At 68.6% G+C, this 15,454-nt stretch carries 11 protein-coding genes and 1 riboswitch; of the genes, 4 read left to right on the top strand and 7 right to left on the bottom strand.

Annotated features, from left to right (window positions below; all coding sequences use genetic code 11):
* Nucleotides 1-65: 65 nt before the first annotated feature.
* Complete coding sequence (locus ACQ5DX_RS12850) at nucleotides 66-803, top strand: class F sortase (RefSeq protein ID WP_430332991.1); 738 nt, start codon at nucleotides 66-68, stop codon at nucleotides 801-803.
* Here ACQ5DX_RS12850 and treZ read toward each other — a convergent pair.
* Nucleotides 784-2,541 carry a malto-oligosyltrehalose trehalohydrolase gene (gene treZ, locus ACQ5DX_RS12845; RefSeq protein WP_430332990.1) on the bottom strand — a complete coding sequence of 586 codons (1,758 nt, stop codon included), beginning with the start codon at nucleotides 2,539-2,541 and terminating at the stop codon, nucleotides 784-786. The two genes, ACQ5DX_RS12850 and treZ, sit on opposite strands and share 20 nt — an antisense overlap.
* Nucleotides 2,542-2,582: 41 nt before the next feature.
* Nucleotides 2,583-3,395 carry a mycofactocin-coupled SDR family oxidoreductase gene (locus ACQ5DX_RS12840; RefSeq protein WP_430332989.1) on the bottom strand — a complete coding sequence of 271 codons (813 nt, stop codon included), beginning with the start codon at nucleotides 3,393-3,395 and terminating at the stop codon, nucleotides 2,583-2,585.
* 121 nt (nucleotides 3,396-3,516) lie between these two features.
* On the opposite strand from ACQ5DX_RS12840, the gene ACQ5DX_RS12835 reads away from it, so the two are divergent.
* Both ACQ5DX_RS12835 and mdlC read left to right on the top strand, forming a co-directional pair.
* Nucleotides 3,517-4,362, top strand: a complete 846-nt coding sequence (locus ACQ5DX_RS12835) for an SAM-dependent methyltransferase (RefSeq protein WP_430332988.1) — start codon at nucleotides 3,517-3,519, stop codon at nucleotides 4,360-4,362.
* Between the two features lie 81 nt (nucleotides 4,363-4,443).
* Nucleotides 4,444-6,060 (top strand): benzoylformate decarboxylase, encoded by a 1,617-nt coding sequence (mdlC, locus tag ACQ5DX_RS12830; RefSeq protein ID WP_430332987.1) that lies wholly within the window; start codon nucleotides 4,444-4,446, stop codon nucleotides 6,058-6,060.
* A 214-nt stretch (nucleotides 6,061-6,274) separates the two neighbouring features.
* Here the strand turns inward: mdlC and ACQ5DX_RS12825 are convergent, their stop codons facing one another.
* Nucleotides 6,275-7,381 carry an NAD(P)/FAD-dependent oxidoreductase gene (locus tag ACQ5DX_RS12825; protein ID WP_430335639.1) on the bottom strand — a complete coding sequence of 369 codons (1,107 nt, stop codon included), beginning with the start codon at nucleotides 7,379-7,381 and terminating at the stop codon, nucleotides 6,275-6,277.
* Nucleotides 7,382-7,510: 129 nt separating this feature from the next.
* Between ACQ5DX_RS12825 and ACQ5DX_RS12820 the strand changes: the two genes are divergently transcribed.
* Complete coding sequence (locus ACQ5DX_RS12820) at nucleotides 7,511-8,437, top strand: LysR family transcriptional regulator (RefSeq protein WP_430332986.1); 927 nt, start codon at nucleotides 7,511-7,513, stop codon at nucleotides 8,435-8,437.
* Here the strand turns inward: ACQ5DX_RS12820 and ACQ5DX_RS12815 are convergent.
* The 4 genes from ACQ5DX_RS12815 to glgX all read right to left on the bottom strand — a co-directional run bounded on the left by ACQ5DX_RS12815 (nucleotide 8,423) and on the right by glgX (nucleotide 15,432).
* Nucleotides 8,423-9,556, bottom strand: a complete 1,134-nt coding sequence (locus tag ACQ5DX_RS12815) for a hypothetical protein (protein WP_430332985.1) — start codon at nucleotides 9,554-9,556, stop codon at nucleotides 8,423-8,425. The two genes, ACQ5DX_RS12820 and ACQ5DX_RS12815, sit on opposite strands and share 15 nt — an antisense overlap.
* 22 nt (nucleotides 9,557-9,578) lie before the next feature.
* Nucleotides 9,579-9,655, bottom strand: a riboswitch (ZMP/ZTP riboswitch).
* Between the two features lie 24 nt (nucleotides 9,656-9,679).
* A complete protein-coding gene (locus tag ACQ5DX_RS12810; protein WP_430332984.1) occupies nucleotides 9,680-10,921 on the bottom strand; it encodes an alpha/beta hydrolase family protein in 1,242 nt (413 codons plus the stop codon).
* A gap of 15 nt (nucleotides 10,922-10,936) precedes the next feature.
* Nucleotides 10,937-13,318 (bottom strand): malto-oligosyltrehalose synthase, encoded by a 2,382-nt coding sequence (gene treY / locus ACQ5DX_RS12805; protein WP_430332983.1) that lies wholly within the window; start codon nucleotides 13,316-13,318, stop codon nucleotides 10,937-10,939.
* The gene (gene glgX, locus ACQ5DX_RS12800) at nucleotides 13,315-15,432 is read right to left on the bottom strand and encodes a glycogen debranching protein GlgX (protein WP_430332982.1); all 2,118 of its coding nucleotides are present in this window, start codon (nucleotides 15,430-15,432) and stop codon (nucleotides 13,315-13,317) included. The genes treY and glgX overlap by 4 nt, the downstream gene beginning before the upstream one ends.
* Between the last annotated feature and the right edge of the window lie 22 nt (nucleotides 15,433-15,454).

The raw sequence follows: 15,454 nt of genomic DNA, 5'->3' as shown, positions 1-15,454 counted from the left end.
AGGTGTGAACCACCTCGGGCCACTCGGCTGTCTCGAGAACCCAGTGTGAACGGAGGACTTCCATCGTGGGCAGACATACGGCAGCACGACCGTCGGGGCCGAGCGGTTCGATCCTGATCATCGTGATCACGCTCGTGCTGCTCAGCGGTGGTGGTTTTCTGGTCTTTCGGGGATTACAGCCGGAAGCGGCGGCGTCGGCGCCGGTTCCGAAATCGACGTTCGGTCTGTCGCCGGACGGTGTGGGCGATCCGGTGGCAGGTCCGGTGCCGTTGATCGGTGCGGGCGGCAAGCCGCGTAAGCCGGGGCCGGCGTCTGCGGATCCAGCGCAGCGCGCGCAGATCCCGTTCGGCCCGTTGCCGGACAACCATCTGGTGATTCCGGCGATCGGGGTGGAGACGACTTTGGATCCGTTGGGCGTGGCGGGGGATGGGAGCCTGTTGTTGCCGCGGGACGTGAGTCAGGTGACGTATTGGACCGGGTCGTCCCCGATCTATGCTCCCGATGGCGGGATCCTGGTGGCGGGTCATGTGGACAACGCGAACCAGGGGGAGGGGGCGCTGTATTGGATGCACACGTTGTATCCGGGTGACGCGGTGTATCTGACGCAGGGCGGCGTGGTGACCCGGTGGAAGATCACCCGGATGGAGCGGTTCGTCAAGCAGGCGTTGCCGGAGTGGGCGTTCCAGGGTGCAGGCGGTCCGCGCGAATTGCACATCGTCACCTGCGGAGGCGAGGTCGTGAAGGACGCGCAGGGACGGGGGACCTACCTCGAAAACGTGGTGGTTACCGCGGTCCCGTTCTGACCCGGCGCGGCAGGGCCTCGAGCACGGCGAAGGAGTGCCCCGGCACGACGATCGCGGACGCGGTCTCGTCGATCTCGGGGGTGTCCCACCACAGCAGCGGTATCCCGCCGACCGGCACGGTCACCGGTTCGGGCCCGAGATTGCACGCGATCCGCAGGTTTCCGCGGATCATGGCGATCCACCGCTCGTCCTCGTCGTACTGGACCCCGAGGTGTTCGAGCCACGGGTCGCTGATGTCTGCCCGCGCGTGTCGCAACGCGATCAGGTTGCGGTAGCACTCGAGCAGTCGCGCGTGTGACTCGACGTCGGGTTCGTGCCAGTCGAGTTTCGAGCGCTGGAACGTCCGTTCGTCCTGCGGATCCGGGACGTCGTCGGTGTCCCAGCCGTGCTCGGCGAATTCGCGACGACGGCCGTCCGCGGTCGCCTGCCCGAGTTCGGGCTCCGGGTGGGAGGTGAAGTACTGGAAGGGTGTTCGCGCGCCCCATTCCTCACCCATGAACAGCATCGGCGTGAACGGTGAACACAGCACCAGCGCCGCCTTGACCGCGAGTTGGCCGTCGGTGAGATACGCGCTCGGCCGGTCCCCGGTGGCGCGGTTGCCGACCTGATCGTGGGTGCAGGTGTAGGCGAGCATCGCGTCGGCCGGAATGCGTCGAATATCGATGGGCCGCCCGTGCTTTCGTCCGCGGAACGTCGAGTACCTGCCGTCGTGGAACCAACCTTGGGTGAGCGTGCGCGCGAGCGCCTGGAGTGATCCGAAATCGCCGTAGTAGCCCTGGCGTTCGCCGGAGACCGCGGCGTGGATCGCGTGATGGACGTCGTCGTCCCACTGGGCGTCCAGTCCGTAGCCGCCGGCCGCGCGGGCGGTGATGATCTTCGGGTCGTTGAGATCGCTCTCGGCGATCAGCGTGAGGGGCCGCCGCAGATGCGTCGAGAGGCGGTGCGTCTCGATCGACAAGTCCTCGAGGAGGTGGGTCGCGCTGTTGTCGAGGAGGGCGTGGACCGCGTCCAGGCGCAGCGCGTCGATGTGGAAACTGCGGAACCAGCGCAGTGCGCTGTCGACGATGAACCGGCGGACCTCACCGCTGCCCGGCCCGGACAGGTTGATCGTGCGGCCCCACGAGTTCCCGCCGTCCGCGAGATACGGCCCGAAGCGATCGGTGTAGTTCCCGGACGGCCCGAAGTGGTTGTAGACGACGTCCAGGGCCACCGCGAGACCGCGACGGTGGCACGCGTCGACGAAACGCTGCAGACCGTCGGGGCCGCCGTAGGTTTCGTGGACGGCGTACCAGAACACGCCGTCGTAGCCCCAGTTGTGGGTCCCGCTCCAGGCCGCGACCGGCATCAGCTCGACGAACCCGACACCCAGATCGACGAGGTGATCGAGCCGTTCGATCGCGGCGTCGAACGTGCCCTCCGACGTGAACGTCCCGATGTGGAGTTCGTAGACGACGGCGCCGGCGAGCTGCCGGCCGGTCCACGCGTGATCCGTCCACCCGGCCGGGTCGAGCTCGTGCAGCTGCGACGGCAGGTGCACGCCGTCGGGTTGCCGCGGGGACCGCGGATCTGGGAGCACGGTGTCCGAATCGTCGAGCACGAACCCGTACCGCGCTCCAGGCTCCGCGTCGACGTCGGCGCTCCACCACCCGTCCGCGTCGGCGGTCATGGCGTGGTCGATCCCGTCGACACGGACGCGGACCGACCGGGGGATCGGGGCCCAGACCTCGAAGGTGTGCACGTGATCAGCATGCCCCGATCACGTGCACACCGCAGCAGGTGTCAGCGGATGAGCGTGCCCAGATCGACCGGCAACTGGATGCCGGTCACGTGCCGGGCCTCGTCGGACGCGAGCCACGCGACGGCGTTCGCGATGTCCTCGGGCTGGCTGATTTGGTCGGGCAGGCTGCCCATGAAGATCGGTGCCAGGGTCGTGGCGTACTCCTGGACCAGCGCGTGCATGTCGTTGACCTGCATGCCGGTCTCCACGCCGTTGGGGTGGACGGTGTTGACGCGGATGTTGTGCGCGCCCAACTCCACCGCGAGCGTCTTGGCGAGCCCGGTGACGCCGTGCTTGCTGGCCACGTAGTGGCCGAGGAACGGCAGCCCGCGCAGGCCGGCGACCGAACTGGTGATGATGATGGACCCGCCCTCGCCTTGCTCGATCAGGTGCGGGATCGCCGCCTTGACGGTGTAGAAGACGCCGGTGAGATTGACGTCGAGGGTCTCCTGCCACTGCTCGGGCGTGATCTCCCACGACATGGATCCCGAGCAAATGCCGGCGTTCGCGACGACCACGTCGAGCCGGCCCAGCGTGGCGATACCGTCGGCGAGCGCCTTCGACACGGCGGCGAAGTCGCGCACGTCGGCCTTGGTGGCGACGATCTTGCGACCGTAGCCCTCGACGAGCGCGACGGTCTCGGCGAGATCGGCCTCGGTGGCGCCGTCGTAGGCCGTCGAGGCGAAGTCGACACAGGCGTCGATCGCGATGATGTCGGCGCCCTCCGACGCCAGCCGGACCGCTTCGGCCCGGCCCTGTCCACGGGCGGCTCCGGTGATGAATGCGACCTTGCCGACGAAACGGTTCGCGCTCATGGGTATTGCCTCCAGTCCTAGACGGTCGTGTGACCTGGACCATATTTCGCCGAAAGTGCGAACGGCGGCGCGTTCTCGGTCACCGGGAGGACAATCGACGGTGGACCGAGGAGGTACTGCCATGAATCCACCTCGTGGAGTGGGCGCGACGGCCGTCTTCGTCGCGGCGGCGCGAGCGATCGAGAGCGGGCGCGACGACCGGTTGTTCGAGGATCGGTGGGCGGGCGAGTTCGTCAGGGCATCGGGATGGAGTCCGCCGACCGACCAGCTGGACGACAGCAGTCGAGAAGAACTGACGGCCTGGGTGGCGGCGCGGACGAAGTTCCTCGACGACTTCGTGCTCGACGCCGTTGCGGCGGGCTGCGAGCAGGTGGTCCTGCTCGGCGCCGGACTCGACACCCGCGCCTTCCGGTTGCACTGGCCTAAGACGGTGACCGTCTACGAACTCGACACCGCCGAGATGGTGCAGTTCAAGGAGGCAGTGCTGGCGGGCGAATCGCCCGCGGAGGCATCCCGCATCACCGTGCCGATCGACCTCCGTGAGGATTGGCCGGCGGCCCTCCGTGACGCCGGCTTCCACTCGGACGTCCCCACCGCCTGGATCCTCGAGGGCCTGCTGGCATATCTGCCCGAGGAGGCGGTCGACGCGCTGATGCGGAATGTCGGGGAACTGTCGGCACCCGGCAGTGCGATCGGTGCCACGATCACCAACATCGACTTCGCGGCGGCGGTGGACGACGCTCCGCTGTTCCGGGGCAGCCCGATCAGTCGGCGCGAATGGCTCTCGCTGCTGCATTCGAACGGTCCCTCGGATCCGGTTGCGTGGTTCGATTCCTACGGCTGGCGCGCCACGGCGGTGCCGACCGACGACGCCGTGCGGCGGTACGGGCGAACGCTGCCGGAACAGTCGGTGCTGCGGGAGGTGCGACCGGGGAACCGGTGGTTGGTCTCGGCCGCGAAAAGGTGACGCCGTCGCCGGAGTGTGAGCAGCGGTGACACCGCTCTCGCACATCGAACCGAAGTCGACTCGTACGGACTGGTGAGATCGATGACAGATGAAATGACCGTTCACGACGTCACCTACAATCTGCTCCGATCGCTCGGGCTGACAACGGTTTTCGGGAATCCCGGCTCCACCGAGCAGTCGTTCCTGAGTCGCTTCCCCGACGACTTCACCTATGTGCTGGCGTTGCAGGAGGCCTCGGCATTGGCCATGGCCGACGGCTTCGCCCAGGCGACAGGCAAACCCGCCGTGGTCAACCTGCACACCGCCGCCGGCACCGGGAACGCGATGGGCAGCCTGGTGGCGGCGTACCGTGCCAACACCCCACTGATCGTCACGGCGGGCCAGCAGACCCGCGAAATGCTGTTGTCCGACCCGTATCTGACCAATCGCGACGAGACGGTGTTGCCGCAACCGTGGGTCAAGTGGGCGTATCAACCGGCGCGTGCCGAGGACGTGCCGGCGGCGTTCATGCGAGCGTATGTGGTGGCGCTGCAGCCACCGGCCGGTCCGGTGTTCCTGTCCATCCCCCTTGACGATTGGGACAAACCGGCGCTGGGTCCGGCGGTCGTCCGAACAACCAGTCACCGGGTGGCCCCGGACAGCGAGCGGCTGCGCAGCTTCGCCGCCCGGGTCAACCGCGCCGAACGCCCCCTGCTGATCTTGGGTCCGGAGGTCGATCGCGCGGGCGCGTGGGACGCCGGCGTCGCCTTCGCGGAGAAGCTGCGAGCACCCGTCCGCGGCAGCGCACTGCCCGACCGCATTTCGTTCCCCGAGGATCACCCGCTGTATGCGGGGCCGCTGCCGATGACCATCGCGGGGGTCAACGAAGCGGTGCACGGCCACGACCTCGTCGTCGTGATCGGCGCCCAGGCCTTCCGCTACTACCCGTACGTGGCGGGGGAGTACCTGCCGGAAGGCACCGAGTTGGTGCAGATCACCTCGGACCCCGACCTTGCTGCCGTGGCGCCCGTCGGCGACAGCCTGCTCGGCGACGTCCGTACGGCCCTCGAACAGTTGATCGACTTGGTGGAGGACCCGACCGGACGGGCGGCACCGGCTCCACGGAACCGGGACCGTGGTGCAGAGCCCACCGCGACTGCGGCCCCACTCACCGCGGAGGCGGTGTATGCGGCCTTGAACACGGTCCGGCCGGACGACTCCGCGGTGGTCATGGAATCCACCTCGACGCTGGCCCAGCAGGTCCAGTGGTTGCCCACCACCCGGTCGGGTAGCTTCTTCGCCACCGGAAGCGGCGGAATCGGCTGGGGCGTTCCGGGAGCGGTGGGAGTGGCGCTCGGAGACCGCGCCCGCGGGGTCGAACGGACCGTCATCGCCACGATCGGCGACGGCTCCTTCCAATACTCCATCCAGGCGATCTGGACCGCTGCCCGGCACAATCTGCCCATCGTGTTCGTGGTGCTGCGGAACGGGGAGTACGCGATCCTCAAGTCGTTCGCGCTCCTGGAGAAGACACCCGGTGTGCCCGGACTGGACCTGCCCGGCCTCGACATTGTCTCTCTGGCAGTCGGTTTCGGGTGCCGAGCGGTCGACGTGGACAGCACCGAGGCGCTCACCCGCGAGTTCACATCCGCTTTGGCCGCAGAGGGGCCCACAGTCATCGTGGTGCCCACCGAACCGGAACTGCCGGACCTGGGATGAGTCAGGGGCTCGAGCTGGCCACGTCGTCGGACGCGTCTATGCGGACTTGTCGGCGACGAGGCGGTAGATCACGTACACGCCGAACCAGGTGATCGTGAGAACCGCGAGTGTGAGGAGAACTTCGAGCGCGATCGGGAGCATGCGTACCTCCGGGACGGGTGGAACCGTTCACGTGCGGACGTCAGGTCGGAATTGCCTATGCAGGCAGGCGGACTCACGACCAGGTGGACATCACCGGTCGCCGTGCGTCGACTCCCCAGTTCAGGGTGTATGCGCAGACCTGTTCCTTGATCAGTGTGCCGGTGCGACCACCGACGACAGTGTTGCGCGGGTTGTCGTCGGCGTCGGTTCGTTGGACGACCGCGGCTCGGCGCCCCAGGCTGATGCATTGGGCCACGAACCGGGGCCTGACCGGCCTCGGTGTCCTGCCGGCGATGCGTCGCAAGACGGTGTCTGCGGCGTGGGCGCCGAGAGGGATGGCCGCTTGGCAGCCCATCCGCAGGGGCATAACGTCGATCGCGACAGCGTCCCCGGCGCCGACGATGTTCGGGTGTTCGGTGCACGTCAACGTGTCGTCGACGGTCAGTCGGCTTTCGGAATCTGTTGGCAGCCCGCTCGTCCGCGCGAGGTCGGGCACCGTCGATCCCGTTGCGACAATTGCGCATCCGGACTCCACGACTCGTCCGTCGGCCAGTTCGACACTGTGCGCGTCGATACGCGTCACCGGGCTTCCCTCGATGACGGCGACCGAGTGGGACAGCAGAGCCGTCCGAATTCTCGCGCGCGCACTCTCCAGGAGGCCGTCGGCGATCTGGCCACACGACACGAGCGTCACGGAGAACTCGGGCCGTTGCTCGGCGAGTTCCGCGGCCGTCTCGATGCCGGTCAGCCCGCCGCCGACCACTACGATCGGTGCTCCGGCAGGCAACACGGCCAACCGTTGCTGCAGTCTGCGCGCTGAATCGTATTCGTCTACGGCGAAAGCGTTCTCGAGGGCTCCGTCTATGTGGTCGGGGCGCGAGCTGCTACCGACCGCGTAGACCAGATAGTCGTACGGGATGGCTTGCCCGTCGACCAGGTGGACGGCGTTGCCCGTTGCGTCGATCGACGCAACGGACCCGACCACCAGCTGCGCCTTCCGATGCAGGACGGTGGACAGCGGCACGGTCGCCGCATGGTTGCCGGCGGCGAGCTGGTGCAGCCGAATGCGCTCCACGAACTCGGCGCGGGGATTGACAACTGTCACTCGAAGACTCGGATCCTTCGACAACAAGCGCTTCGACGCTACCGCTCCCGCGTACCCGGCACCGACGACGACCACATGTGCATTCACGACTTAGACCCCTTCCGGAAATGACTGCGACAACCCGGTTGCGGCCGACGCTAGATTGCTCGCCCCGATAACTCCAATGCATTCAAACCATCGACCTGATGCGTTTACGCTATGGCGGTGACTCTGGATCAACTGGCTTGTTTCGTCGCCGTTGCGCGGGTCGGGCATTTCACCAGGGCGGCCGAGGAGATCGGTATTGCCCAGCCGTCCCTCAGTCGCCAGATTGCCGCGCTCGAAAAGTCCCTGGGCGCGCCGCTTTTCGACCGAGTTCCCGGATCGGTCACCCTGTCGGCCGCGGGCGAGGCGCTGCTTCCCGTCGCCATCCGGATGCTCGAAGACCGGGCGACGGCGCACCGGCGGATCGCCGAGCTGACCGGAGTGACCCGGGGCCGGCTCCGGCTCGGTGCAACCCCGAGTCTGTGCATCAGCTTGGTCGCCGAAGTCCTCAGTCGCTATCGCGCCGCGCACCCGGGAGTCGAGCTGCACGTCACGGAGGCCGGTTCGCGCACGCTCACGGCTCTCCTCGCACAGGGTGAACTGGACGTGGCGCTGGTGATCGCCGAACGAACCCCGGACAGCTCGGGGCTGGCGCTGATCCCGCTGCTGCGTGAGGAACTCGTCGTCGTCTCTTCGGCGACCCACCCGCCGTTGACTGCGGGCCGGGCAATTGCGCTCGAGGAGCTCGCGCAGCAGCCGTTCGTGGCATGTCACGACAACTACGACCTGCGCGTGGTCGTCGATCAGGCCTTTGCCGCCGCGGGTCTGCGATCGCGCACCGTCGTCGAAGGTGCCGAGCTCGATGCGGTTCTGCGCTTCGTCGCTCGCGGAATCGGGGTGAGTGTCGCGCCCATGATGGCGGCCCGACACTACCCAGGGCTACGGATCACAGGACTGACCGCGCCGGAGCTGCACCGCACGATCAGCCTGGCGCAACGGACCGGCGTCGCTCCCAGCCACGCCGCCGCCGCGTTCCGCGCGCTGCTCGACGACGCGGTCGCGGAGGTCACCGCCGCACCGGCCGATGCCGGATCAGTGGTGGAATAGGCGCAGCCCGGTCTGCACGTGGATGATGCCGGCCTCCTCGGCCGCGGCGGCGACCTCGCCGGTGCGGGCGGAGCCGCCCGGCTCGATGACGGCGCGGACACCGGATTCGGCTGCGTGGTCGATGTTGTCGCGGAACGGGAGGTATCCGTCGGACGCCATCGTCACCGCGTCGAGGGCGCCGCACCACTCGGCGCGCCACCGATCGTCCTCGTAGGTGCGCAGCGTGTCTGTGCCGAACAGGTCGGCGAACTCCCGCTGTTGGCTCCGGGTCATCTCGTGTCCGGCGAAGCGCATCTGCCAGTTGAGGCGGTCCTGGCGTTGCATGCCGGCAACGGCGGGCAGGTCGTCGACGAACGGATGTCGGCGCAGCCACCACGTCCGAGCCTTCGCGCCCGCCAGTCGAACGCAGTCCACCCGGTTCTGCTGGCCCGCACCGATGCCCACGGCGGCGCCGTCACGGATCATCGCGACGGAGTTCGACTGCGTGTATCTCAGCACCACGAGACCCAGCAGCGCATCCACGCGCCCGATCGCGTCGAGGGGCGCGTCGGCGGGGAGGGCGCGCTCGACCGGGATCGCGTCGCGCTCCTGCTCGATGGTCAGCCCCAGTACATCCCGTCGTTCGCGGAGCGGCGCATCGAGTGACGGATCGGCCTCGAACACGAGGAACCGGCCGCCGCGCTTCGCCGCCAGTCGGCCCACGGTGCCGCCCTCGAAGCCCGGCGCGATGACGGCGTCGCAGATCACCGTCGTCAGGAGGTCGGCGGTGTCCGCGTCCACCGGACGAGACAGCGCGACGACATCGCCGAAGGAGGACTTGGGATCGGCATCGCGGGCTCGGACGTAGGCCGACACCAGCGATCCGCTCGCTCCCGGCGGCACCCGCCAGGTTCGCGAGGCGACGTCGTCGATCGTGCCGGCGACGGCCGCACCGGCGGGCGAGACGTGCTTGAACGAGGCCGCTGCCGGCAATCCGGTGGCCCGGTCGGCCTCGCGGACGAGCGCGAAAGCGTTCAGCGCGTCGAGGTAGTTGATCATCGACGGTTCGCCGTTGACGAGCCGGGGACCGTCGCCGCCGACAATCCGGGCGGGCTGATGTGGGTTCATTCCGTAGCGCACTGGTACCCCTCGCATCGAAGGTCGGGGACACCCAGGCGGTCGATGTCTCTGGTCTCGCTCCACGCCGGTTCTCCGGCTTCGCCAGTCGCGCACGCATCGTATCCGACGCGTCACCGCGCCGATCTACCTGACGTAGCGCACTTCCGGGAACTCCGCATTCGGCCCGTCCAGCAGTGGCGCGGCCCGGTGGCGGAGGAACCGGTCGAACATCGCGGCCACGTACTCGCGGGTGGCCAGGGTGGCGCGGTCGGGTGCGATCGTTCCGATGTACTGCCCGGTCATGTCCGGTGCCACGGTGGCGGCGATCGGGGGGACGAGGGTCTCGAGATCGGTGAAGCTGTAGTGCCCCGATCCCGACAGCACGAGCTCCCGCGCCCAGCCGCGCGTGTCGTCCCAGAACTCGGTCCACGAGGGCTCGACGCCCTCCATGTCCGCGATCTGCTGACTCGACATCAGCAGGAGCGGCCGGTCCAGTCCGCGCGTCGCGGCGAGGTCGACTTCGTCGCCGATGCCGACCATCCCGTCGAGGTTCACGCCGGCATCGATGCGGGTGTCACGGGCCATCGCCTCGGCGGCGGTGAACCCGCCCAGCGAGTGCCCGAACATTCCGACGTGCGAGAGGTCGAGCGCGCGACCCAGCCCGTCGGGCAGCGTGCGCTGTTCGGCATCGGGATTCTCCCCGTCGGCCAACGCCGTCAATTCGTCCAGGACGAACCGGGTGTCGGCGACGCGAGCCTCGAGCGCCGCCTTCACCCACTGCCCGGCCTGGGCGGGATCCTCGGGCGAGGGGATCCCTTCGGCGATCCGGCCGCCGGGGAACTCGACCGCCAGCGCCTCGTAGGTGTGGTCGATCGACACCACCACGTATCCACGGCTGGCCAGATCTTCGGCCTCGCCGGTTCCGAGGATGCGAGGTACCCCCGCGCCGGGCGAGAACAGGACCACCGGGAGACCTCGGTCAGCGGTCGCGACGACGGGCGCGCCCGTGTGCGCGTTCGTGTGGAATCCGAGGAGGTTCTCGACGTCGATCGGCAGGTGCAACGCGGCCGCCAGACCTCGCGTCGCGGTAGGTGCCGCCTCGGTCGAAACGTAGTGCGCCAGGGGATGATCAGTCGTGTCCGCCGCCGGATACGTCACGGTGACCATCAGTTCCCTCGGCTGATCCGGCCGCCACGGGTCGGCCCGCTTCGAATCCACCAGGTGCAGGGTCGTCGTCCCGACGTCGGCGCCCCCGGAGGGTTCGGGCAGCACGACGGTGGGATTCGGTCCGGCGGGTTCCCCGAGAGCCGGGGCGGCGGTCGACAGCGAACCCGCGATCAGCACCGACGCCAGCGCGCACGCCGCTCGGATACCGCGATTGGCCATTGTTCCCCCAGTCGTTCACGGTCGATCGAGCCGCACCAGTAAGGCGACGGGCAGTTTGGCGAACACCTTTGCCAGCGGGGCCGCGCCGGCATGGAGCTCGCCGGTCAGCCGGTCGAACCAGCTGCCGCGCGGAAGCGCCACACTCGAACTGCCCCAACCATTCTCGTTCAGGCTGACGCTGAGCCGGGTGGCGAGCGCGATGACGTCGGACGCTTGCCCGGCGGGGCCGCGGGCAAAGCCGACGAGGTGCTCGGCGGCCGGACCGACACCGAACACCGGACGGTAGTGGCCGCCGACGAAGCTGTCGGGCCGTTCGCGCCGCAGGCGCAGCGCGGCCCGGGTCAGATGCATCTTCGCTGCGCCGGAGGCGTCGATCGGTGGTGTCTCGACGCCGGGTGTGTCCATCGACTTCAGCAGGGTGCGCCGGATCTCGTGGTCGACGGCGCGTCGATTGTCGGGGTCCACCAGCGAGTCTTCCCAGAGTTCGGTCCCCTGGTAGACGTCGGGGATCCCCGGACCGCACAGTTGCAGCAGCTTCTGACCCAGCGAGTCGGACCAGCCGTGCGGGGCGAGTTGTCGCGCGACCAGGGCGATGCTCCGCCCGACGGGGCCGTCGACCACCCGGTCGATCCACGCGTGCAGCGCATGCTCGAAGTGCTCGTCGACGTCGATCCACGAGGTCCTGGTCCCGGATTCGCGGGCCGCCTTCTCGGCGAACCGGTGGAGGCGGTCGCGGAATTCGGGCGCCGAGGCGGCATCGGATCCGTCGACGGGCCAGATACCGAACATGTTCTGCCACATGAACAATCCGAGCACGCCGTCTGGGCTGGACGCAGACATCTCCCAGTCGGCGACGCACCGCACCCACAGCTCCGGAACCTGGGAGAGCACCCCGATCCGCGCCCGGACGTCCTCGCCGCGCTTGGTGTCGTGCGTCGAGAGGGTCGTCATCGTTCGGGGCCACAGACGCGCGCGGGCGGCGGCCCGCAGGTGGAACTCGGCGGTCGAGCGGCCGAACCGGCCCGGATCGCCGCCCACCTCCTGCAGCGACACCAGCCGCGCGGTGCGGTAGAAGAGGCAGTCCTCGACGGCCTTCGCGGTGACCGCGCCGCACACCTGCTGGAACCGCGTGTGTGACTCGCTGCCCGTGACGAGTGCTCCCGCGAGCGTCGTCAACGCGGACCTCCACTCGGGGTGTCGGTCGAGGGCGTCGGCGATCATGCGGGGGAGTGCGGGCGCGAGCGGGGCGTAGTCGGTCCGGTAGCCCGGGGCGGTCGCGAGCACCTCGGCCAGCGCCTCGCGCAATTGGTCCGGGCTGCAGAACGTCGGCGAATCACGCAGGATCGCCCGGGTGAGTCGGCGAACCTCGGGGGCCAGTTCGACGCGTGCGGCTCGGCGGCGCAGCTCGACTCCGTTGTCGCGCAGCCAGGTCGCGTCGCCCGGCGCTCCGGCGCGGGCGGCGAGTTCGGTGAGCACGGCCTCGCCGTCGGGATCGAGGAAGACGCCGCCGTACTCGGCGAGCGCGTCGTAGCCGGTGGTGCCGTCGATCGGCAGCGTCGGATCCAGCGGTTCGTCCGGAGCCAGGATCTTCTCGGCCACCAGCCACCGGTCGGGACCGATCAGCTCGCGCAGGTTCGCGAAGTAACCGGCGGGATCGCTCAGCCCGTCCGGGTGGTCGACGCGGACACCGTCGACCAGTCCGTCCCGCACCCACGACGCGAACTGGTGGTGGGTGGTGTCGAACACGCGCGGATCCTCCTGGCGCACCGCGGCCAGGTCGTTGATCGCGAAGAACCGGCGATAGCTCACGATGCCGTCCCGCCATCCCACCAGTCGATACGCCTGTCGGTGGTAGACCTCCCGCGGCTCACCGTCCTCGGTTCCCGGCGCGATCGGAAGCCGCAGATCGCCGAGCGCCAGCAGCGGGATGCCGTTGCCGCGGTCGATCTTCAGACCGCGCAGATCGGACTCGTCCTCGAGCACGGGCAATGCGATACGACCGTCCGAGCCGTTGTCGTCGCGCCAGTCGATGTCGAAGAACCGCGCGAACGGTGAACGGCGGCCGTTGGTCAGAACGTCCCACCACCACCGGTTCTCGCGAGGATGCGCGATGCCGAGGTGATTGGGGACCAGGTCCACGACCAGGCCCATCCCGCGCTCGCTCAACTCGGCCGACAGTGCGACCAGGCCGGCGCGACCGCCCAGCTCCGCCGAGACGGTGGTGGGGTCGGTGACGTCGTACCCGTGGGTGGATCCCGCCGTCGCGGTGAGGATCGGCGACAGATAGAGGTGGGAGACGCCGAGTCGGTCCAGGTAGTCGGCCAGACGGCGCGCGTCGTCCAGGGTGAACGAGTCACCCCGCAGCTGGAGTCGATACGTCGCGGTGACCGGCCTCATGACGCCCGCCCCCGACGCAGCACCAGCAGGGAACGGGACGGCACGCTGAGCGTCTCGCCGGGCGCTGTCACGAGATCCGTTGCACCCGTGGGCGATGTGGTGTCCAGCTCGCCGACCCACGGGGTGGCGTCGTCACCCGCCGGGACGGTGAACGCGAGGTCGCCGTCGTGTGCGTTGAAGAACAGCAGGAAGGAGTCGTCGACCACCCGGCGGCCACGGTGGTCGGGCTCGGGGATCGCGTCGCCGCCCAGGTACACGACCAACCCTTTGCCGAAGCCGCTGTCCCAGTCCTCGGTGGTCATCTCCCGCCCGGACGGGGTGAGCCAGGCGATGTCCCGGCTGTGTTCGTCGCGGACCGGTCGGCCTGCGAAGAATCGGCGGCGCCGGAACACCGGGTGCGCGGCCCGCAGCGCCGACGTGCGGCGGGTGAACTCGAGCAGGTCGGCGTTCGGCTCGGTCAGTGACCAGTCCATCCATGACAGCGGCGAGTCCTGGCAGTACACGTTGTTGTTGCCGTACTGGGTGCGGCCCATCTCGTCGCCGTGCGCGAGCATCGGGGTGCCCTGGCTGAGCAACAGCGTCGCCAGGATGTTCCGGCGCTGGCGGGCCCGCAGCGCGAGGATCGCCGGATCGTCGGTCGGGCCCTCGACCCCGCAGTTCCAGGACCGGTTGTGACTCTCGCCGTCCCGGTTCCCCTCGCCGTTGGCCTCGTTGTGCTTCTCGTCGTACGACACCAGGTCGGTGAGCGTGAAACCGTCGTGTGCGGTGACGAAGTTGATGCTGGCGCCGGGGCGGCGCCCGGTGGCCTCGTACAGGTCCGACGATCCGGTCAGGCGGGAGGCGAACTCGCCGAGCGTCGCGGGCTGGCCGCGCCAGTAGTCACGGACGGTGTCGCGGTACTTTCCGTTCCACTCGGTCCACAGGCCTGGGAAGTTGCCCACCTGGTAGCCGCCCTCGCCGACGTCCCACGGCTCGGCGATCAGTTTCACCTGACTGACCACCGGGTCCTGCTGCACCAGATCGAAGAATGCGGAAAGCCGGTCCACATCGTGCAATTCGCGCGCCAGCGTGGACGCCAGGTCGAAGCGGAACCCGTCGACGTGCATCTCGGTCACCCAGTAACGCAGCGAATCCATGATGAGTTGCAGCGTGTGCGGATGGCGGGCGTTGAGGCTGTTGCCGGTACCCGTGTAGTCCCGGTACAGCGCGGGGTCCTCGTCGTCGAGGCGGTAGTACGCCGCATTGTCGATGCCGCGGAAGACGATCGTCGGGCCGCGGTGGTCGCCCTCGGCGGTGTGGTTGTAGACGACGTCGAGGATCACCTCGATCCCGGCCTCGTGGAACGTACGGACCATCGCCTTGAACTCCGTGACCACGCCGCTGGGTTTCGTCGCGGACGAGTATTCGGCGTGCGGGGCGAGAAAACCGAAGGTGTTGTAGCCCCAGTAGTTTCGCAACCCCTGATCGAGCAGGATCTGGTCGTGCATGAACTGGTGCACCGGCATCAGTTCGATCGCGGTGACGCCGAGCGACCGCAGATGGTCGATCACCTCCGGATACGCCAGTCCCGCGTAGGTGCCGCGCAACTCCTCCGGCACACCGGGATGCGTCGCGGTCATGCCCTTCACGTGCGTCTCGTAGATGAGGGTCTCGTGGTAGGGCGTGCGCGGCGGCCGGTCGGTGCCCCAGTCGAAGTACGGATTGATCACAACAGTGGTCATGGTGTGACCGAGGGAGTCCTCCCCGTGCGTGTACAGCGACGGGTGTGCGCCGAAGGCGCCGTCGAACGCCTTGCCGTAGGGGTCGAGCAGGAGCTTGGCCGGATCGCAGCGCAGACCGGACGCCGGATCGTACGGTCCGTGGACGCGGAAGCCGTAGCGCTGGCCGGGCCCGACGGACGGCAGGTACGCGTGCCAGACGTAGCCGTCGACCTCGTCCAGCGGGATCCGGGTCTCGCTGCCGTCCTTCGCGATCAGGCACAGTTCGACGGCGTCTGCGATCTCGGAGAACAGTGAGAAGTTGGTGCCGCCGCCGTCGTAGGTGGCGCCGAGCGGATACGCATTGCCGGGCCACACCTCGACCCGGGGGGTCGTCGACAGGCCAACGCGCTCCATGCGCAAACCCTAGCCCGAGCGA

Origin of the sequence: Rhodococcus sp. ACT016 (assembly GCF_050477185.1) — a bacterium.
Lineage (GTDB): Bacteria > Actinomycetota > Actinomycetes > Mycobacteriales > Mycobacteriaceae > Prescottella.
The sequence above is the reverse complement of the archived record's forward strand: the minus strand, read 5'-3'. Positions and strand labels throughout refer to the sequence as shown.

Excerpts from the sequence above, each read along its gene's own strand:
- ACQ5DX_RS12840 (WP_430332989.1), bottom strand. The coding sequence starts at position 3,395 with ATGAGCGCGAACCGTTTCGTCGGCAAGGTCGCATTCATCACCGGAGCC.
- ACQ5DX_RS12835 (WP_430332988.1), top strand. The coding sequence starts at position 3,517 with ATGAATCCACCTCGTGGAGTGGGCGCGACGGCCGTCTTCGTCGCGGCG.
- mdlC (WP_430332987.1), top strand. The coding sequence starts at position 4,444 with ATGACAGATGAAATGACCGTTCACGACGTCACCTACAATCTGCTCCGA.
- ACQ5DX_RS12810 (WP_430332984.1), bottom strand. The coding sequence starts at position 10,921 with ATGGCCAATCGCGGTATCCGAGCGGCGTGCGCGCTGGCGTCGGTGCTG.
- treY (WP_430332983.1), bottom strand. The coding sequence starts at position 13,318 with ATGAGGCCGGTCACCGCGACGTATCGACTCCAGCTGCGGGGTGACTCG.
- glgX (WP_430332982.1), bottom strand. The coding sequence starts at position 15,432 with ATGGAGCGCGTTGGCCTGTCGACGACCCCCCGGGTCGAGGTGTGGCCC.